The organism is Providencia sp. wls1922, assembly GCF_009706505.1.
Classification (GTDB): domain Bacteria; phylum Pseudomonadota; class Gammaproteobacteria; order Enterobacterales; family Enterobacteriaceae; genus Providencia; species Providencia lanzhouensis.
Genome location: NZ_WLUG01000099.1, coordinates 1 through 20,695, shown reverse-complemented (window position 1 = coordinate 20,695; position 20,695 = coordinate 1). Strand labels below are relative to the sequence as shown.

Below are 20,695 nucleotides of genomic sequence, written 5' to 3'. Positions count from 1 at the left end.
ATTTATTGATAACCATACTAATAGCAGATAATTATAGTGATCAGTCAAGAATTAACATGGCAAGGCCTAACTCCTAACTTATCGTCTTTTCAGACAAAATTTGTCTCTTCAGCGACGTTGACTCCGGCAACATTGGCTGATATTCAACCAAGATTATTCGATGGGATGCAGCATTTCATTCGTGAATATGCTCAAACGCGCTTTATGTTCATCAAGTCTGACGAAAGTGAAGAATATCTCAAACTATTTACTGACGCTATCACCCCACTATTGACTAAAACCCAATTTATTAATGGTGACTATCAATTATCTGAAGATAAGCAACGATATCAGTGGCAAAACGATGTTACTGGTCGTTTTTCCTCACATGAAAAAATCGCTTACCGCCACTGGATTGAACCAGAACAACTGTTCGGCTATATCACGCCAAATCAAAATCTAGTCCCAGGTTTGCTACACCAAATTAACGGTGGAGTCCTCGTTATTTCTGCAACCGCGTTGGTCACTCAGCCATTAATGTGGACTCGGCTAAAAAATATGGTGACTCGCCGCCAATTAGAGTGGCTGCCACATAGTGAAAATCAAACCTTACCGATTGAAATTGAGCCTCAGCCGCTTGAACTTAAAGTAATTGTTGTCGGTGATAGACTCATATTAGAAGAGTTTGAGTTTGCAGCTCCTGAGCTGTTTGATTGTTCAATATATGCAGAATATGAACCTCTCATGTTTTTCGAAGACGAAGAACAATTAAGCTTATGGATGAATTTCATTAAATTCATTGTCAACAGTAATCAGCTACCAGAAATTGCTGCTGACGGCTGGTCTGAATTTATTTTGCAAGCGACGCGTTGTTGTGAAGACAAATACAATTTGCCACTTGATATTAATTGGCTAACTCGCAATTTAACCAATGCAGCTCAATACGTTCATGAAGGCTATTTAACGGCTGAATCATTCTCTCAAGCCGAAGAAAATCGTTTATGGCGTCATTCTTTCCTTGTTGAGCGCAATCAAGACGACATCCTACAAGAGCAAGTTTTGATTAAAACTGAAGGGGAAGTTGTTGGTCAAATTAACGGGCTATCTGTCTTACAGTATCCGGGATACCCTGATGCAATTGGTGAACCATCACGGATCACTTGCGTGGCGCATCTAGGCGATGGTGAATTTACCGACGTCGAGCGCAAAGCAGAATTAGGTGGCAATATTCATGCAAAAGGCATGATGATTATGCAGGCCTACCTAAACTACGAATTAAAATTAGAGCAACCTCAGCCTTTCTCTGCCTCTATTGTATTTGAACAGTCTTATGGTGAAGTTGACGGTGATAGCGCATCATTAGCTGAACTGTGTGCCTTAATTAGCGCATTATCATTGCAGCCTATCGACCAACAAATTGCCGTCACTGGTGCGGTTGACCAATTTGGCTATGTTCAACCGATTGGCGGTGTTAACGAAAAGATTGAAGGATTTTTTGATATCTGCGATAAGCGTGAGCTAACAGGTAATCAAGGTGTCATCATCCCAATGTCTAATGTACGCCATCTATGTTTGAAACAAGAAGTTATCGAGGCAGTCAAAGAAGAGAAATTCCATATTTGGCCCGTCGAACATGTTGCTCAAGCAATTTCTCTCTTAACGAAACAACCTTACTTTGAACAACAAGTAGAAGGTGATAACGTACACTTGTTAGCTTTAATTCAAGAACGCATAAACCAAGCAAATTCACCGGATAAGTCTAGATTACCTTGGTTTTTAAAGTGGATGGGCTAAGTAAAGATTGAGTAAATATTAGCTGATCGGAGTTGTTCAGCGTACAAGTGTAAGCTATTCTGTTGACCTACACATAATAAAGGCTATCTGAAGATCATGGTTGATAAACGCGAATCCTATACAAAAGAAGATTTAGAGGCTTCTGGAAGAGGCGAATTATTTGGGGAAAATGGTCCTCCATTGCCATCAGGTAATATGTTGATGATGGATCGCATCATCAAAATGACCGAAGATGGTGGTACATTTGATAAAGGCTACGTTGAAGCTGAACTGGATATCAATCCAGATTTATGGTTCTTTGGTTGCCACTTCACGAATGACCCTGTTATGCCTGGTTGCTTAGGTCTTGATGCTATGTGGCAACTGGTTGGTTTTTACCTCGGCTGGTTAGGCGGCGAAGGTAAAGGTCGTGCGTTAGGTGTCGGTGAAGTGAAATTCACTGGACAAGTATTACCGACCGCAAAAAAAGTCACTTACCGTATTAACTTTAAACGTGTGATTAACCGTAAGTTAATTATGGGATTAGCAGATGGTGAAGTTCTGGTAGACGGCAAACTGATTTATGCTGCAACAGACCTGAAAGTCGGCTTATTTAAGGATACAAGCGCGTTCTAATCGTAGCTTGCCTTAAATGCAAACCTCCGCAAATGCGGAGGTTTATAATTTCAAGGGGATGGTATTAAATTATGCGTCTAATTAATTTCCGCAAAATAATTTAATGATCCTCGTTAAATGACCAATTAAACGGCTACTGCCGCTCTATCCTCCATCGCTTTTCGCCAACCACCTAGCCAATGCGAACGGGCATCTACTGCCTGATAAGGACATAATTCTTTGGAACGTCCGGTTAAACCTGCTTGATAACCTCTTGATAACGCTCTTTCTAAACGGTCTCGCTTCTGTCTTTTCATGCCTTACTTCCCTCATCATTTAAATGGAAAAGAAAACAGCATCTATTTTTTGTTAATAGATACACTATACAAATAGCGCCCGTCCATAAGAAATGCAAGTAAAGAATTTCATATTATTGTCATAATTATGATAAATGTGACCTACATTTCGAGATAATCACAACCTACTGATATTCAAATGATTAAAAATAAATTCATTATTTATCAGTTAATTAAGATTCATAATATCCACTTTCAAAATGAAAAATAATAAAAAAATGCACTACGTTTTACCGTAGCGCATTCATTTCACAACAAAATCATTATCAAATTATGGCTTGCTTATCTCTTGAGCAATATCTGCCGCCACTTTTTGCCAACCATTCGCTAATGTTCTGACTAATTCAGGATAACCATCTTCTTGCTGTTCTAATTGGATATCAAAGTTGCGGCGTACAACTTTGTCGCCACGCATCAATGTCCAAAATCCCTGCACTAACACTTTCCCATCATAACGACCATTAAATGCCGTTAGAGTGATATCTAACGTCTCAGGTGAGTTCTGCAAAGGTTGTAATGAGATAAATCTATCCGGTAGAGCAGAAGATAGCTCACGCACCATTGATTGCCCTAATTGTTGCTCTAACGGACTTGCCCATAAATGCGCACTCGCATTTGAATAAGCAACATCGGACGTTTGGTAAGTTATCCCATTTGATGTCAGCACATCCGCCAGCGTAATACGCTGTAACCAGATTTGTCCTTTATCCATCACGGCCACAGATTGAACTTCAGGGGCCTTCATCGGTAATTGATAATACATTTTGTCTGGGGTGCTACTACAAGCCGCCAGGAGAAAAACGCCTATCGCTAATAGATATCTCATTATTTTTTCACTCCTTTAGGCACAACGTCCTTGCTTGGTTCTGCTTCAAACACGAGCGCATTGCTCTTATTATTCAGCGTGCGCAGTAGTGGTTGTACTTCACGCAGTACTTGATCTAAACGCTGCATATCATCAACCATCTTATTATAAGCTGGTGAGCCTGGTTGGAAGCCTTGCATCGTTTTGTTTATCTCTTTCAGTGATTTTTGCATGTCAGCAGGTAAACTCTGGAACTCTTTGCTAGACATCAATTTATTCAACTGTGTAAACATCACATTTGCTTCTTGAACCAGTTTTTGACCTTCAGCTAATGTTTGCGTTGTTTGTTTCAACATAGGCTCAATTGGCATATTGTTGATTTTATCCAGTACGGCAATCACTTTCTGTTGGATCTGCGCTAAACCACCACTGTGTGTTGGAATAATTTTATAGCCAGCAATAACATAAGGACCTTTGTACTCTGGCACATCTGGAATAAAGTCGAGGTCGATATACAGTGCACCCGTTAATAAATTACCGGACTTTAACGAGGCTCTTAAGCCATTTTTCATCGCCAGATTCAGTTCATTTTTCAGGTTAAAATCTTTACCAACATCCTTAGAAAAACGCTCTGGTTCGATATGAATAAGAACAGGAATGCGGAAGTTATTATCCAGTGATTGATCCAGACCCGCCGTATAGAATGGCACTTGTGCCACTGTACCTAAGCGAATACCGCGGAATTCTACTGGTGCCCCCGGCTGTAGACCGCGTACAGAATCAGAGAAGAACAGCACAAAATCTTGGTATGTGGTGTATAACGAATCTTGAATACTTGATTGAGTATCAAACAGTTCGAACTGTGCATTCTCTTTAACTGTTTCTCCTGGTACCCACCCTTCAGGCACATCAAAACTCACGCCACCAGTTAATAATGTCGCCACCGACCCCATAGAAACATGTACCCCTTGGGAAGACATATCAAAGGCAATACCGCTATCTTTCCAGAAACGCACGTTGCTGCTAATTAACTTGTCATACGGTGCATTGATAAACAGCTGATAACGCATATCGCGTTTATCCATATCAAAATTACTGGTTTCAACGGATCCAACACGATAACCACGGAATAATACAGGATCGCCAGCATTTAACTGCCCTGCTTTGTCGCTGGTTAAAATAATCCGTTTACCTTTAGCATCAGGGGACGCCAAAGGTGGCGTATCTAATAACGTAAACTCAAAATGTTCTTTTGCCGCTAATCCCGGCTGCAGTTCAATATATGCCCCTGATAACAGAGTACCTAGCCCTGTTACCCCATCACGACCTATCGTAGGTTTCACTATCCAAAAGGCAGAATCAGAGCGCAGCAAACCTTCCATTTCAGGATTCAAGCGGGCTTTAATAATCACGCGGCTAAAATTAGCATCGAGGGTGACGCTTTCAACCACCCCAATATCCACGCTACGGCTTTTAATTTTGGTTTTACCTGCTTCAACCCCTTCCGCACTGTAAGTGATTAACGTCACTTCTGGGCCTTGATGGCTGAAATGGTAAAACATGATCCAAGCACCGATGAGTAGAGTCACAATCGGGATCACCCAAACCGGTGACCAGCTCTTTAACTTACTCACTTTAGCATTGGCCTGTGGTGTTTCTTGATCTGTCACCCTGCGGCTCCTTCTTGTTCAACAGTCTTAACTGCATCTCTCTTTTCACAACGATCCCATGTTAAGCGAGGATCAAATGTCATTGCAGCAAACATCGTTAAAATCACCACTACACCGAAGAAAATAACTCCCAGTGCCGGTACGATGTTCATTAGCTGCCCCATTTGAACCAATGCAGTCAAAATGGTAATCACAAACACATCGATCATTGACCAGCGACCAACATACTCCACCAGCTCATAAATAAAATGCATTCGATGAGGATCACGGTTACCAAACCCTTTAGAGTCGAGGCATAGCCACGCTATACCAATCATTTTCAAGGAAGGCACCATAATACTGGCAATAAAAATAATCATGGCGACGGGGAATGAACCATCTTCCCAAAGAAGGATCACACCATCCATGATAGTAGAAGGCAACCCACTACCTAAGGCGTTTGTTGTCATCACCGGCAGAACGTTTGCGGGAATATAAAGCAAAATAGAAGTTAACAATAATGCCAAAGTCCACTGCAAACTTTGCTTTTTACGTACGCTACCATGAGCATGGCAACGCGGACATTCATGTTGGTCTGCAGGCAAAATTGCCGTACAAACTAAACATAAACGCACATCTTGGCTAATTCCTGTTTTCCCAACAATCAGCGGCTTATTGAGTTTGGGCGCCTCTTCAATTCGGTTCCATAACCAATGTCGATCTAGGCACTGGAACGCTCGCACTTGCATCATACAAAATGCGCAATAAGGGAGAAAACTCATCCCAATGCCAATATCACCATAAGCAATTAACTTAACAAAACTAACTAATACCCCCGCCAAAAAAATCTCCGCCATACACCATGATTTCATCTGAAAGAGAATTCGGGTTATAAGCACTTTGATTGATTTGGGAAGGTGAACCTGCAGCCCTAACAAGATGATAGTCACCATGCAAAATGCAGGAATAATCAAAGAAAATAGGAGAAAAAACAGCGCTAAACCGCTGTAACGCGTCCCCATAATAATCTCGATGATTTGAAACATGGAGATTTCATTCTCAATGCCTGCTGCACTCATTTTTACAAATGGGAAAAGACAGGCAATTACCAACATAATTAATGCACTAAATGCATATGCTGCGGGTTGCCTGTATGGATAACGCCACTTGGATATGAGTGTTGTTTCACAACGCGGACATGTGGCTTTATTTCCTTGTTCCAATTCAGGAACAGCAACCATCATGTCGCACTGTGGACAGAGCACATGTTCATGGGACTCATGAGAACACAAGGTGTTTTCTCTCCTTTTGATTCAAGCCGTCATATCAACCGTTTTTCAACAGCTCTAGCTCCTGCCAACGATCAAACGCCTGTTCTAACTCTTGTTCTTTAGCGGCAAGTTCAGTTAACGCTTGCTCAGTCACATCATGTGGCTGATTAAAGAAATCTGCATCGCCAATTTGTGCTTGAAGAGTTTCAATTTCCCCTTCAAGTTGCTCTAATTTCGCCGGTAATTGCTCTAATTCACGCAATAAATTATAGCTAAGCTTATTTGCACGTTTAGGAGCTTCTTTTGGCTTAGCTTCTTTTTCTGGCGCAGCTACTTTACTGGTTTGCTCCGATTTCAGACGTACGGTTTGTGCTCTTTGCTGTTGAGCATCATTATAGCCCCCCCACAAAGCGGTTAATTTCGCCGTTACCTTCGAAAATCCAGCACTCTGTTACGCTGTTATCCACGAATTCTCTATCATGGCTAACTAATAAAACGGTACCTTGATACCCATCCACCAGCTCTTCCAGTAACTCTAATGTTTCAACATCAAGGTCGTTGGTTGGTTCATCCAGGATCAGCAAGTTACTTGGTTTTAAGAATAAACGCGCTAATAATAAGCGGTTACGCTCACCACCGGATAACGCTCTTACAGGCGTCATCGCGCGTTTTGGCGGGAACATAAAGTCTTGCAGGTAACCCAATACATGACGAGGTTTACCATTAACCATGACCTCTTGCTTACCTTCCGCAAGGTTATCCATAACAGTTTTATCTGGGTCGAGTGCTGCGCGGTGCTGGTCGAAATATGCAACTTCAAGTTTAGTCCCACAGTGAACGCGTCCACTATCTGCTTGTAAATCGCCGAGCATTAAACGTAACAGTGTGGTTTTACCACAACCGTTAGGTCCCACCAATGCAATTTTATCGCCACGCATCACTTGCGCAGAGAAATCTTTCACTAAAACTTTATTATCAACTTGATAATTAACGTTTTCTAACTCAAATACAATTTTACCGGAACGCGCTGCTTCACCCACTTGCATACGCGCAGTGCCCATCACTTCACGACGTTCCGAGCGTTCTACTCGCAATGCTTTCAGCGCGCGAACACGGCCTTCATTACGGGTACGACGCGCTTTGATCCCTTGGCGGATCCAGGCTTCTTCCTGTGCTAATTTGCGATCAAACTCCGCATTTTGCATCTCTTCAACACGCAGCGCTTCTTCTTTATTGATCAGATAATCATCATAGTTACCCGGCCAAGAAGAGAGCTGACCACGGTCTAAATCAATAATACGGGTTGCCATATTACGAATGAAAGAACGGTCATGGGAAATAAAGACGATGCTACCTTGGAAATCTTTCAAAAAGGTTTCTAACCATAAAATGGTTTCAATATCTAAGTGGTTAGTCGGCTCATCTAAGAAAAGCACGCGAGGATTGCTGACCAAGGCACGTCCTAATGCCGCTTTACGCAACCAACCACCAGATAATGAAGATAACTCCGCATCCGCCGGTAAACCCAGTTTTTTGAGCACATCATTAATACGCGAGTCTAATAACCAGAGATTTAAGTTATCCAGAACCTCTTGTAAATCCGCCAGTTTATTTAAATTTTTCTCACTTGGATCAGACTCCACCAGCTTAGCAACATGGTGATAATCTTTTAAATATTGTGCTTGTTCAGCAACACCTTCGGCCACAAAGTCAAAAATAGTGCCTTCCACGTTACGCGGTGGATCCTGCTGTAAGCGAGCAACAATTAAATCTTGTTCATAAGTTAATGAACCATCATCCAGTGGCTGCTCTTTCGTCAAGACACGCATCAGGGTCGATTTTCCTGCCCCGTTGCGACCCACTAAACAGACACGTTCATTATCTTCAATATGAATTTCAGTATTGTCTAACAGAGGCGCATCACTAAACGCGAGGTATGCACCCGATAAATTAATCAAAGCCATTAATTCTGTTCCTTACTCTGCGTGGCTAATTAACCAGCAGTTGTGAATTTGACGGTTACGTGCGAAGTCTTCTGACAGTGTCTTAGCGGTGATTTCTTGTGCTTTTAGGCCAAGTTCAGTCAGTGCTTCGAGATCCATTTTGAATCCGCGCTTGTTGTTGGAGAACATCACGGTACCACCGCGACGCAGCATACGTTTCAAATGGGTGATTAATTGCACATGGTCACGTTGAACGTCAAAGGTTCCATCCATACGTTTCGAGTTTGAGAACGTCGGTGGATCGATGAAAATCAAGTCAAATTGCTCATCAGTATTGGCTAACCAATTCAAACAATCCGCTTGCATTAAACGGTGCTGGCGACCTGTAAGCTGGTTGGCTTGCAAGTTTTTCTCTGCCCACTCTAAATAGGTACGAGACATATCCACAGAGGTTGTGCTCTTCGCACCACCTAGCCCCGCATGAACGGTGGCAGTACCGGTGTAGCAAAAGAGGTTTAAGAAGTCCTTACCACGGCTCATTTCACCTAACATACGACGAGCAATACGGTGGTCGAGGAATAACCCAGTATCCAGATAGTCAGTTAAGTTAACTAACAATTTAGCGTTATATTCATTCACTAAAAAGAAATCATCTTTCTGTGCTAATTTTTCGTACTGTTGTTTACCTTTTTGGCGCTGACGCGTTTTCAATACTAATTGATTCGAGGTTAACTCAAGGACATTCATTGTCGCGGTGATCACATCGAACAGGCGCTGACGCGCTTTACGCTCATCAACGGTTTTTGGCGGTGCGTATTCTTGGATAACGACTTTGTCGCCATAAATATCCACAGCCACATTGTATTCAGGTAAATCTGCATCATATAGACGGTAGCAATCAACACCTTGCTGCTTCGCCCACTTCGTCAGTTTTTTCTGGTTTTTACGTAAACGGTTAGCAAAATCTGGTGAAATTTCCGCAATAGTTTCTGATGGCGTTTCCGCTAATTGATAGTTTTTCTGTACACAATCCAGTGGACCATTTTTCGCTTTAAATTCACGTTCAGAACGTAATTGTAAGCAGCTTAATAATTCAGGGGATGCACTGAAAATCGATAAACGCCAGCCTGGGAAACGCGCTTTCACAATACGACCAAATTGGCTATGTAATGCGATTAATGCCGGTTCACTTTCCAGACGCTCACCGTATGGTGGGTTACTGATAATGGTTCCCTTGATATCCGTTTTAACTGGATTTTCCAACGCCGCTGCATCACCATGATTGAAAGTGATTAAATCTTGCAATCCTGCACGACGAGCATTGGCACGCGCCATATCCAGCACACGCTTATCAATATCAAAGCCATAGAAACGGGAAGTGGTATCTTTCAAGCCTTGGCGGAAACGTACCTGAGCTTCCGTGACAACTTCACGCCATAATTCAGGGTTATGTTTCAACCATGCATTGAATCCCCAATGCTGGCGATATAATCCCGGCGCTCTATCTGCGGCAATCATTGCCGCTTCAATTAATAGTGTTCCAGAACCACACATTGGGTCGACCATTGGAGTATTTTTCTGCCAACCTGAACGACTAATAATTGCTGCTGCTAATGTCTCTTTTAATGGTGCTTGTCCGGCAAGGTCACGATAACCACGAATGTGCAGTGAATCTCCGCTCAAGTCGAGTGCCACACTTGCGCGTTCTTTATTTAAGTAGACGTTAATACGAATATCTGCTTCTTGGCGAGCAACATTCGGGCGCTGGTCTAATTTACGCACAAAGCTGTCGACGATGGCATCTTTCACTTTCAATGCCCCGTATTGGCTATTGCGGATCTCTTCGTTGGTTCCAGTGAAATGCACCACAAATGTGTCATTCACATCGAAGATTTCAGACCAATCAATCGCTTGAACACCCAGATATAAATCAAGGTCGCTATAGACATCGAAATCATTCAGCGGTAATAAAATACGGGATGCCAGTCGACTCCACAGCAGACTTTGATACATCACACGGTCATCAGCCTGAAAATAGACGCCCCCTTGTGCCACTTTGCACTGGCTAGCACCTAGCGCTTCCAATTCAGTTTTCAGTAGTTCTTCCAGGCCTCGAGCTGTGCTGGCAAACAGAAAATTCATAGTATTTATTACCGATTTCGATGAAAAATTGTTGCGCATTATAGCTAATCTCATGCACTTGTCATAAAGTTGCTGCACAACAATTATAGGATTAAAAAATGATTACGCTTTCGCGCCTGTATACACACCCAGTCAAGTCAATGAGGGGCATTCGTCTATCTCATGGTTACGCTGATATCAGCGGATTGACGTTTGATCGTAACTTTATGGTCACCACATTAGAAGGTAAGTTTATCACTGCGCGTAAATATCCGCAGATGTTATTATTTACCCCGGCTATGCTCAATAATGGGCTTTATCTAAAAGCACCTAATGGTGAAAGCGCCACCGTATTGTATCAGGACTTTAATGAGAAGCAGAGTCCTACAGAAGTTTGGGGCAATCATTTTCATGCACTTATTGCACCTGATGAGATAAATAGTTGGTTAAGCAGCTTTTTTGACGAGCCAGTCCAACTAAGATGGTTAAGTCCTGAACTATCTCGTCGAGTCAAAAAGCACCAAGACGTTCCCTTATCTTTCGCCGATGGCTACCCATTTTTACTTATCAATGAAGCCTCAGTACAAGAGCTACAACGCCGCTGCCCTGCCAGCGTAAAACTCGAACAATTTCGCGGTAACTTAATTATTACCGGTGCTAAGCCGTTCGAAGAAGATAGCTGGAAACGCATTCAAATTGGTGATGTGATCTTTACCTTAGATAAGCCTTGTAGCCGCTGTATTTTGACCACGGTCAGCCCAGAAAAAGGGATCAAACACCCCCATGCAGAACCGCTTGCTACACTGCAAACCTTCCGTATGGATGACACCGGTGATGTGGATTTTGGACAAAATGCATTAATCGAAAATACGGGGATTATCCGCGTAGGAGATACCCTCACTGTATTAGAAACTAAGCAGCCAAAACAGTATCCATTACGCGATAGAGAAGCGCCTATTACTCAGGCTACAAAGCCAACTCCAACCACCGTAAACCTAGTTTTTGAAGAGATAGAATATAGTGGAAACACAGAGCATGTGATCCTTGAACAGCTTGAATCTCACGGGCTTTCAATCCCTTATTCATGCCGCGCGGGAATTTGTGGACGTTGCCGAATTTCACTGCTTGAAGGAGAAGTCACCCCACTAAAACAAAGCGCTATCAAAGATAATGGGGATATTTTAGCTTGTAGCTGTATTCCCAAAACTGCCATCAAGCTTGCTTTTAATCAAGCTGATTAAATAAAAATAAAGCCTCAACTAAGAAAATAATTTTTTAGTTGAGGCTCTTAATTAAAGATAAATTCTTCCCATATTCTTCAGCTTCATTTATCGTAAAAATTTTATCATGCCTATTTTTCATTTTATTTATTTTACATGGAAAACTTTATTCCGCACATAAGTAATCGAAATACGAATATGATCATCAGTGATCAATTACATAGCATTTCCATATAATAGACGCTTGGTTCTCGATTGATAATGCATCATTCGATCGTTCATGATCTTAATTGGATCACAGAATCGTAAAGTACGATCCGGTAATTCTAATGATGGCTCAGCTAATAAACATAAGCTTGCTGAGTGACCCGCTTCTGCAATAATAAATGTTGAATAAACATTGGTATTTTCTAAGCACACTTGAATTAACTGACCACGTTCTGGCGTACTCATAAAATGGAAACTGGAAAAATACCAACTTTTTGGCATTTGGGGCTTTAAGAAGCGGTAAGCAACTAGGCTATTTAAGACTAATTCCGCTCTCTCTTCATAACTAATATTTAATCTCTTGGCTTGCTCATCAAATAAATAAAACTCTGCTGCATCTTCAATACTAAAAGGCATTTCATTTTGCGCAGAAACAGTCAACATTTTAGCTGGAAAACAAGACCGAAATATCATGCCGTTGGCGAGATCTAACATCACTCTGTCATGGTCACGATCAAAATACCAACGCCAATGATCATCAGGTTTAATATTCATAAACGATCCTTTAGCGATGTTATAAGCAAATAAGCTTTGTTTGGATCCTTTATTAAGATCCCTTTAAACATATCTCTGTTATATCCTAAAGCTTAAAAGAAAAAGATACACGACAGACTGATCAATATTAAGCAAACGTCAATGTCGGCTTTTTTAAAAACGAATTAATCAGATGAGCGAAAACTATATAGTGCACAACTACACGTATAACTTGTCATTTAATGGATATAATTTATGTTCAATCTTAATATAGGATAAAAGGGGGAATAAATAAACCCCCCTTGTATAATTAATCACCATTTTTTAGATGTGATTAACAATATCCTTTATTAATTTTGGTCCGTGGTAAATAAAACCAGAATAAATTTGGATTAATGATGCCCCTGCTTCCATTTTTTCTCTGGCTGCAGTTAATGAATCAATACCACCAACACCAATAATTGGTAACTTTCCATTTAATTCACGGGAAATAAGTTTAATGACCTGGGTACTTTTTAATTGCACCGGACGACCACTTAAACCACCCGCTTCATTACAGTAATTTAAACCTTGAACTAAAGAACGATCCAATGTGGTGTTCGTCGCAATAACGCCATCAATATTATGTCTCACTAAACTGTCAGCCACTTGCACAATTTCTTCTTCAGTTAAATCCGGTGCAATTTTGACCGCAACAGGAACATATTTCTGATGGAGTGATTGCAATGCTAATTGCTTCTCTTTGATGCCACTTAATAAATCATCCAGCGCTTCCCCATATTGTAATGTGCGTAATCCAGGGGTATTTGGTGATGAAATATTAATCGCGATATACCCTGCGTGGGCATACACTTTATCCATACAAATTAAATAATCGTCTTTACCATGCTCAACGGGCGTATCTTTATTCTTACCAATATTAATCCCGATAATCCCGCCGTAGGTTGATTTTTTAACGTTCTCAACAAGGTTATCAACCCCTTTATTGTTGAAACCCATGCGGTTAATAATCCCTTCCGCTTCAACAACTCTGAATAATCTTGGTTTGTCATTTCCATCTTGAGGACGTGGTGTAACGGTTCCAATTTCTACAAAACCAAATCCCATAGCACCAAACGCATCAATGCACTCGCCATTTTTGTCGAGTCCTGCGGCTAGGCCTAATGGATTTTTAAAGGAGAGTCCCATACAGGTAACGGGTTTGGTTGCAATGGATTGACGAAGGAGGAATTGGAGAGGAGAGTGGTTTAAACGCTGAAGCTGACGAAACGTTAATTCATGGGCCTTTTCAGGGTCGAGCTGAAACAGTGCCTTTCGGGCAAGGTGATATAACATAGCTATTAACCTACTTTCTGTCTAAGTACGATTGAATATGCATTTCTCTACACGACACACTCAAACTCAGCGCGTGCAAAAATACCCCCAAACCTGTTTTACCAAATAGGGTTTGTGAGTATACAAGTGAGATTGGCTTGATAAAACGGCACATATGCTACCCCAACTGTGGGGTAATAATCCATGAAAATATCACTAAAAGTGCTAATTGTTTTGATCTTCTACCATAAAAAAGCCCTTAGACTCGAAAATCTAAGGGCTTACATGCATTTATTCTCAGAATTAACTGCCTACTATCCTAAGAATTAACTTTCTAGCGCTTTAGTTATCTTCTCAAACAGATCCCCAGAAAGGTTTTCTAACCCTTTGAGTTTTTCCAGAACCTCACGCATTAAACCTTGGCGCTTCGCATCATAACGTTTAAAACGGATTAATGGCTCAATTAATCGCGATGCCACTTGTGGATTGCGAGTATTCAGATCCACTAAGATCTCATACAGGAATTGATAACCGCTGCTATCTTCTGCGTGGAAGTTCACCGGGTTGCCTGCTGTAAATGAACCCACTAATGCACGAACACGGTTCGGGTTAGTCATGCTAAATGAGCGATGATTTAATAATTCACGTACTTTTTCCAGAGTGTTTTTAGCTGGATTGGTGCCTTGCAGCGTAAACCATTTATCCATCACCAAGCCATCATGGTGCCAACGATCGTCAAAATCTGACATCAGCTCAGCGTGACATGGCAAGCCCGCTTCGTTTGCAGCGATTAATGCCGCGAGTGAATCGGTCATATTATCCGCACTACGATATTGAGCTTCCACCAGCTTATTCGCTAACTCACGATCGTCCGCTGCCGCCAAATATTGCAAGCATGTATTACGCAGTGAACGCAGTGCAATATCACCGTGATCTACACGATATCCATCAATTTTAATCGAACGATAAACAGTTAAGAATTCATCGTGCATTTCATTTGCTAGTGTAGAGTGGATAAAATCAATCGCGTTATGGATTGCCACAGGATCAATAACGGTAAACAGCTCGGCAATTTCATTTTCTGAAGGCAGAGTCAAAATTAAAGCAGCTAATGCAGGGTCAATATTGTCACTGAGCAATACAGCGCGGAATGCATCCACAACATGCTCAGGCAGGACCAGCGCTTCCCCTTTATGCAGTTTTTCCACGTTAATTTTGGCATAGTTATTAATCAGTTGCTGCGCCGCATCCCAGCGAGAAAATTCATTACTCGCATGCTGCATTAAAAATGCCAATTGTGCATCTGTATATGGATAATCCAATTTTACTGGCGCAGAAAATTCACGTAATAAAGAAGGCACTGGGCGAGAAGTCACATGGTCAAATACAAAATTTTGTGACGCTTGAGTGACATTTAAGACTGAGTTCACCAAGCTTCCATCACGCTTAAGTGGGATCACTGCACCATCTTCACCGTACAATTCGATATCCAATGGAATATGCAGAGGCTGTTTTTCTGCTTGGTCGGCAGTTGGTGGCGTCATTTGGCTGACATGCAGCGTATATTGTTGCTTCTCTGGCGAGTATTCATCACGAACGGTCAAAACTGGCGTTCCTGATTGGCTATACCAGCGACGGAACAGGGACAAATCCACGTTCGATGCATCTTCCATCGCCTGCACGAAATCATCACAGGTTGCAGCGCTACCATCATGGCGATGAACATACAGCTGGATCCCTGCTTGGAACATCTCTTCTCCAAGCAAAGTGTGGATCATGCGGATAACTTCAGACCCTTTTTCATACACTGTCAGTGTATAAAAGTTGTTCATCTCGATCACTTTTTCAGGGCGGATCGGGTGAGCCATTGGACTTGCATCTTCCGCAAACTGCGCCGCCCGCATGACTTTGACATTATTAATACGGTTAACTGAACGTGAACCTAAATCAGAGCTAAATTCTTGATCTCGGAATACGGTCAACCCTTCTTTTAAACTTAATTGGAACCAGTCACGACAAGTAATACGGTTGCCTGTCCAGTTATGGAAATATTCGTGACCAATCACAGATTCAATATTCAGATAATCTTTATCTGTGGCAGTTTCGCTTTTCGCTAAAACGTACTTCGAGTTAAATACATTCAGACCTTTATTTTCCATTGCACCCATGTTGAAGAAATCAACGGCAACAATCATATAAATATCAAGGTCATATTCTAAACCGAAACGCTCTTCGTCCCATTTCATTGCATTTTGCAGGGATTTCATAGCCCATGGCGCACGGTCTAAGTTGCCTTTATCAACAAACAGCTCTAATGCGACTTTGCGACCAGTGCGAGTCACAAACTCATCGCGTAGCACATCAAAGTCCCCTGCGACCAGTGCAAATAAGTAACTTGGTTTCGGGAATGGGTCTTCCCATTTTACCCAATGGCGACCATCGTCCAATTCACCTTCCGCGATGCGGTTACCGTTAGAAAGTAAATAAGGATAGCGAGATTTGTCTGCTGTAATTTTGGTGGTGTAACGCGCTAAAACATCGGGGCGATCTTGGTAATAAGTAATGTGGCGGAAACCTTCTGCCTCGCACTGAGTACACAAAGCTTCACCAGAAACATATAAACCTTCTAACGCACTGTTTTTCTCAGGGCTAATCTCATTAACAATACTCAGTGTAAACGCCTCTGGTAGCGATTCAATGATAAGCTTGCCTGATTCTTCTTTATAGTTTGTCCACGCTTTACCATCGACTTCAAGGCTAATAAGAGTTAAATCTTCACCAAATAATTCTAAGGTGGAAGATTGCGGATTAAGGCGTTTCACCTTACTGATAGCGGTCACTTTGGTTTTGGCGGGATCAAGGTCAAAATCAAGGAATATTTCTGTAATTGTATAATCAGGTGCTTGATAATCTTGACGATATTTCGCTTGTCTTAACTGAGTCATAGGTAACCTTTTTATTCGTTATATCCGTGTCATAGTCTCTTTCTACTGTATACAATACTATAAGATGAACTAATGTGAATGGACTTGAGAAACATTTTCATCACAAATTGCGATATTTTTCTATTATTTCCCATCAAATTTATGAGAGTAGTATCCAACTTTGTGGGCATGCGGTTTGCCTGTTGGTGCTATAGATCTATTAAATCTAAATTTACATGTTAGTATCATTCAGTGATTATTGTTCTGAGTATGTTATCGAACAGTAAATGAAGATTCGTTTAGAATAATGACCACGTTGAACGCGTTTAACTCAACAGTTAATTGGGTGGATTAAAGTTGAATTATCTTCCAACAACATACAGATAGAATAAAACTTCTATCTTTTGTTAAAGCGGGTATACTTTTTCAACTTTAACGATTTAGCAATTAGTCAGCTCCGCGAGGAACTCTGCGCGCATGAATTTAGACGTAACACCGATTATTACATCACTGCTGGATACCGATGCTTATAAGCTTCATATGCAGCAAGCCGTTTTTCACCGCTACAACCAAGTTCCCGTTGTCGCTGAATTTCGTTGCCGTAGCAGTGATATTTTAGGTGCCTATGCCAATGAGATTGAACAACAGATTCAATTGATGGCACAGCTTTCTCTTTCGGATGATGAATATCAGTACCTGCGTACTCTGCCCTTTTTCACCGAAGACTACCTCTCATGGCTAAAAACATTCCGCTTTAATCCTGAGCAAGTTGTCATCAGCGTCGCTGATAATGGTCAACTGGCCATACGCATCAGTGGTCCATGGCGCGAAGTGATTATGTGGGAAGTGCCACTGTTAGCGTTAGTGAGTGAAATTGTTCAACGTGACAGACACCCTACCATTACCGCTGATGATGCCGTTAACCAACTGCACAAATTACTGGAGCTATTTTATCAAGAAGCCAGCGAACGCCAATTGAATCTATCGGGTTTTAAGTTGATGGATTTCGGTACTCGCCGCCGTTTTTCCTATAAAGTGCAAGCGGCTATCGTGGGTATGCTCAAGCAAGAATTCCCTTATTTAGTGGGTACCAGTAACTACAAATTGGCTCGTGAATTGGGCTTAATGCCTGTAGGCACTCAAGCGCATGAATGGTTCCAAGCTCATCAACAGATAAGCCCTGAACTCGCCAATAGCCAACGTGAAGCCCTACAAAGCTGGCTGGATGAGTACCCAAATCATCTAGGTATCGCCCTCACCGACTGTATTACGATGGATGCTTTCTTGCGTGATTTTGACCGCGAATTTGCTAATCGTTACCAAGGATTACGCCACGATTCTGGGGATCCTATTGAATGGGGTGAAAAAGCCATCGCCCATTATCAAAAATTGGGCATTGACCCACTGAGTAAAACGTTGGTGTTCTCCGATAATTTAGACCTGCAAAAAGCCTTAGAGCTATACCACTATTTCCATAAACGGATCAATTTAGTGTTTGGTATTGGCACAAGACTCACTTGCAACATTCCGAACGTGGTACCGATGAATATCGTGATCAAGCTGGTGGAATGTAATGGCAAGCCCGTTGCTAAATTATCCGATAGCCCAGGAAAAACCATCTGTGAAGATGATGAATTTGTGAATCAGCTACGCAAAGCCTTTGACCTTCCTAAAATGGAAAAAGCCTGCTAAAAACAAATTAATAACCCGATAGCGATTTTTTACTTGTTTCCTGCCAAATGGCAAGTAACATAGCAGATTACCCCTGAAATATGGGATTTCGGAAAAGATGTCGGGTTATCGCTTTTTCTTATCGTGAGTTTTCTTCTTATATAGTGTTTCTTTGTAAACCCTTAAGCAGTCAACCCCAATAACGCATACTCGTCATCTCATATCGTTAATATTATTTAAAAGAGAGTAATTTTTATGATCGTTGCGCCTGTAGTCGATGTACTGCAAGGCCGTGTGGCGGTGGGCTCTGAAGTCACCGTTCAAGGCTGGGTACGTACAAGGAGAGATTCAAAAGCTGGTTTTTCTTTCCTCACCGTTTATGACGGTTCATGCTTTAACCCATTACAGGCTATCATCAATAATAATTTATCTAATTATAATGACGAAGTCCTGCATTTAACCACAGGCTGCTCTGTGGAAGTCACCGGTGTCGTGACCGAATCTCAAGGTCAAGGCCAATCTTTTGAATTGCAAGCAACGTCCGTGAAAGTCGTTGGTTGGGTTGAAGATCCTGACACTTACCCAATGGCAGCCAAACGCCACAGCGTCGAGTTTTTACGTGAAGCCGCTCACTTGCGCCCACGCACTAACTTAATCGGTGCTGTTGCACGTGTTCGCCACACATTAGCGCAAGCTCTGCATCGTTTCTTTGATGAACAGGGTTTCTTCTGGGTTTCTACCCCACTTATCACTGCATCAGATACTGAAGGTGCGGGTGAAATGTTCCGTGTTTCTACACTGGACTACAACAACTTGCCACGTAATGACAAAGGCGAAGTGGATTTCAGCGAAGATTTCTTCGGTCGCGAAGCCTTCTTAACGGTTTCTGGTCAGCTGAACGGCGAAGCTTATGCGACTGCATTAAGCAAAATCTACACCTTTGGTCCAACTTTCCGTGCTGAAAACTCCAACACCAGCCGCCACTTGGCTGAATTCTGGATGTTAGAGCCTGAAGTTGCATTTGCTAACTTAGATGACATCGCGGGTCTGGCTGAAAAAATGCTGAAATATGCATTCAAAGCAGCATTAACTGAACGTCGTGATGACCTTGAATTCTTTGCTGAGCGTGTCGATAAAGATGTGATTAACCGTCTGGAACGTTTTGTGAATTCTGATTTTGCGCAAGTTGACTATACCGATGCGATCAAAATCCTCGAAACCTGCGGTCAGAAATTCGAAAACCCAGTTTATTGGGGTGTCGATATGTCTTCAGAACATGAGCGTTACTTAGCAGAGCAGCACTTTAAAGCGCCAGTTGTGGTTAAAAACTACCCGAAAGATATTAAAGCTTTCTATATGCGCCTTAATGAAGACGGTAAAACCGTTGCTGCGATGGATGTCTTAGCCCCTGGCATTGGTGAAATCATCGGTGGCTCTCAGCGCGAAGAACGTTTAGATAGACTGGATGCACGTTTAGAAGAAATGGGCATGAATAAAGAAGATTACTGGTGGTATCGTGATCTGCGCCGTTACGGCACCGTGCCACACTCCGGTTTCGGTCTTGGTTTTGAGCGTTTAATTGCTTACGTCACTGGCGTCAGCAACGTACGTGAAGTGATCCCATTCCCACGTACCCCAAGAAACGCGGCATTCTAATGACTATTGCCCGTTATACGGCTTAAATGGTTATTCATATCGGGTCACTAAGTGGCCCGATATTGTTATCTCTACTGTTTATTATTAACTATTGGCCCTGATTGAATATTTTGAGAGCACTGTCACAGTTTTCCTTTTACTACCCTATTTTTTGCTTTTTTATTAACGATTCCTATTCCGACTAAGAATAATCTGCTTTAAGCGTGTTCCCATTCTTATTTGTCAGTACACTTTTCCCTCATCAATGAATGATATCGTTCGAAAAAAGTTCAATTTGTCTTTCAAAAAAGTTCCCTCTTTTTTGTAAAATTTTTTCAACTGGTAGGATGAGTGGTCATTTTTCACTCTATTTTTTACATTTAGAAACACCCTGTTACCATTTGTTTCAGAATCTTCGTTTTTGTAGCATTTTGGGGGTAGATAAATTTATCTACCAATGGAACACTGGACGCCGACTAAAGACGACACTAATCTCTCATAAATAGTTCAAAAGAAATTTATGGATTATTTTTGGCAGTGGCAGGTGTCCGAATAACACCAATGAGGGTAATAATAATGATGAAACGCAATATTCTTGCAATGGTTATCCCAGCTCTGTTAGCTGCTGGTGCAGCAAACGCAGCTGAAATCTACAACAAAGACGGCAACAAATTAGAC

Annotated in this window: 13 protein-coding genes and 1 pseudogene; 5 read left to right on the top strand and 9 right to left on the bottom strand. The window is 41.7% G+C overall.

The genetic code is table 11. From position 1 onward, the window contains the following. Window positions 1-36: 36 nt before the first annotated feature. A complete protein-coding gene (locus tag GKR71_RS13250; RefSeq protein WP_036951690.1) occupies window positions 37-1,773 on the top strand; it encodes an AAA family ATPase in 1,737 nt (578 codons plus the stop codon). Window positions 1,774-1,869: 96 nt separating this feature from the next. Continuing rightward, window positions 1,870-2,388: a bifunctional 3-hydroxydecanoyl-ACP dehydratase/trans-2-decenoyl-ACP isomerase gene (gene fabA / locus GKR71_RS13245; RefSeq protein WP_036951692.1), complete on the top strand. Its 519-nt coding sequence runs from the start codon at window positions 1,870-1,872 to the stop codon at window positions 2,386-2,388. A 125-nt stretch (window positions 2,389-2,513) separates the two neighbouring features. Here the strand turns inward: fabA and rmf are convergent, their stop codons facing one another. The 6 genes and pseudogenes from rmf to rlmKL form a co-directional block, all read right to left on the bottom strand. After that, window positions 2,514-2,684, bottom strand: a complete 171-nt coding sequence (rmf, locus tag GKR71_RS13240) for a ribosome modulation factor (protein WP_036951696.1) — start codon at window positions 2,682-2,684, stop codon at window positions 2,514-2,516. 310 nt (window positions 2,685-2,994) lie between these two features. After that, complete coding sequence (pqiC, locus tag GKR71_RS13235; protein WP_154634417.1) at window positions 2,995-3,549, bottom strand: membrane integrity-associated transporter subunit PqiC; 555 nt, start codon at window positions 3,547-3,549, stop codon at window positions 2,995-2,997. Continuing rightward, complete coding sequence (pqiB, locus tag GKR71_RS13230; RefSeq protein WP_036951701.1) at window positions 3,549-5,198, bottom strand: intermembrane transport protein PqiB; 1,650 nt, start codon at window positions 5,196-5,198, stop codon at window positions 3,549-3,551. The genes pqiC and pqiB overlap by 1 nt, the downstream gene beginning before the upstream one ends. Beyond that, window positions 5,195-6,469: a membrane integrity-associated transporter subunit PqiA gene (gene pqiA / locus GKR71_RS13225; protein ID WP_071992150.1), complete on the bottom strand. Its 1,275-nt coding sequence runs from the start codon at window positions 6,467-6,469 to the stop codon at window positions 5,195-5,197. The genes pqiB and pqiA overlap by 4 nt, the downstream gene beginning before the upstream one ends. Before the next feature lie 34 nt (window positions 6,470-6,503). Further along, window positions 6,504-8,412 (bottom strand): annotated as a pseudogene (locus GKR71_RS13220) (ABC transporter ATP-binding protein). A gap of 12 nt (window positions 8,413-8,424) precedes the next feature. Continuing rightward, window positions 8,425-10,533, bottom strand: coding sequence for a bifunctional 23S rRNA (guanine(2069)-N(7))-methyltransferase RlmK/23S rRNA (guanine(2445)-N(2))-methyltransferase RlmL (gene rlmKL / locus GKR71_RS13215; RefSeq protein WP_154600316.1), 2,109 nt, complete (start codon window positions 10,531-10,533; stop codon window positions 8,425-8,427). 98 nt (window positions 10,534-10,631) lie between these two features. On the opposite strand from rlmKL, the gene GKR71_RS13210 reads away from it, so the two are divergent. Further along, window positions 10,632-11,753, top strand: coding sequence for a YcbX family protein (locus GKR71_RS13210; protein WP_036951710.1), 1,122 nt, complete (start codon window positions 10,632-10,634; stop codon window positions 11,751-11,753). 195 nt (window positions 11,754-11,948) lie between these two features. On the opposite strand, the gene GKR71_RS13205 is transcribed toward GKR71_RS13210, so the two are convergent. From GKR71_RS13205 to pepN, 3 genes are all read right to left on the bottom strand, one after another. Then, window positions 11,949-12,494 (bottom strand): cell division protein ZapC, encoded by a 546-nt coding sequence (locus GKR71_RS13205; RefSeq protein ID WP_154600317.1) that lies wholly within the window; start codon window positions 12,492-12,494, stop codon window positions 11,949-11,951. 303 nt (window positions 12,495-12,797) lie between these two features. Further along, window positions 12,798-13,808, bottom strand: a complete 1,011-nt coding sequence (gene pyrD / locus GKR71_RS13200) for a quinone-dependent dihydroorotate dehydrogenase (protein WP_154609501.1) — start codon at window positions 13,806-13,808, stop codon at window positions 12,798-12,800. A 305-nt stretch (window positions 13,809-14,113) separates the two neighbouring features. Continuing rightward, window positions 14,114-16,732: an aminopeptidase N gene (gene pepN / locus GKR71_RS13195; RefSeq protein ID WP_154600319.1), complete on the bottom strand. Its 2,619-nt coding sequence runs from the start codon at window positions 16,730-16,732 to the stop codon at window positions 14,114-14,116. Window positions 16,733-17,188: 456 nt separating this feature from the next. Here pepN and pncB point away from each other — a divergent pair, with 456 nt between their 5' ends. Both pncB and asnS read left to right on the top strand, forming a co-directional pair. Next, the gene (gene pncB, locus GKR71_RS13190) at window positions 17,189-18,403 is read left to right on the top strand and encodes a nicotinate phosphoribosyltransferase (RefSeq protein WP_036951721.1); all 1,215 of its coding nucleotides are present in this window, start codon (window positions 17,189-17,191) and stop codon (window positions 18,401-18,403) included. A 234-nt stretch (window positions 18,404-18,637) separates the two neighbouring features. Further along, window positions 18,638-20,038 (top strand): asparagine--tRNA ligase, encoded by a 1,401-nt coding sequence (gene asnS / locus GKR71_RS13185; RefSeq protein WP_154634416.1) that lies wholly within the window; start codon window positions 18,638-18,640, stop codon window positions 20,036-20,038. Window positions 20,039-20,695 lie beyond the last annotated feature (657 nt).

Coding starts and splice junctions, on each gene's coding strand:
- fabA (WP_036951692.1), top strand. CDS start 1,870: ATGGTTGATAAACGCGAATCCTATACAAAAGAAGATTTAGAGGCTTCT.
- rmf (WP_036951696.1), bottom strand. CDS start 2,684: ATGAAAAGACAGAAGCGAGACCGTTTAGAAAGAGCGTTATCAAGAGGT.
- pqiC (WP_154634417.1), bottom strand. CDS start 3,549: ATGAGATATCTATTAGCGATAGGCGTTTTTCTCCTGGCGGCTTGTAGT.
- rlmKL (WP_154600316.1), bottom strand. CDS start 10,533: ATGAATTTTCTGTTTGCCAGCACAGCTCGAGGCCTGGAAGAACTACTG.
- GKR71_RS13210 (WP_036951710.1), top strand. CDS start 10,632: ATGATTACGCTTTCGCGCCTGTATACACACCCAGTCAAGTCAATGAGG.
- GKR71_RS13205 (WP_154600317.1), bottom strand. CDS start 12,494: ATGAATATTAAACCTGATGATCATTGGCGTTGGTATTTTGATCGTGAC.
- pyrD (WP_154609501.1), bottom strand. CDS start 13,808: ATGTTATATCACCTTGCCCGAAAGGCACTGTTTCAGCTCGACCCTGAA.
- pepN (WP_154600319.1), bottom strand. CDS start 16,732: ATGACTCAGTTAAGACAAGCGAAATATCGTCAAGATTATCAAGCACCT.
- pncB (WP_036951721.1), top strand. CDS start 17,189: ATGAATTTAGACGTAACACCGATTATTACATCACTGCTGGATACCGAT.
- asnS (WP_154634416.1), top strand. CDS start 18,638: ATGATCGTTGCGCCTGTAGTCGATGTACTGCAAGGCCGTGTGGCGGTG.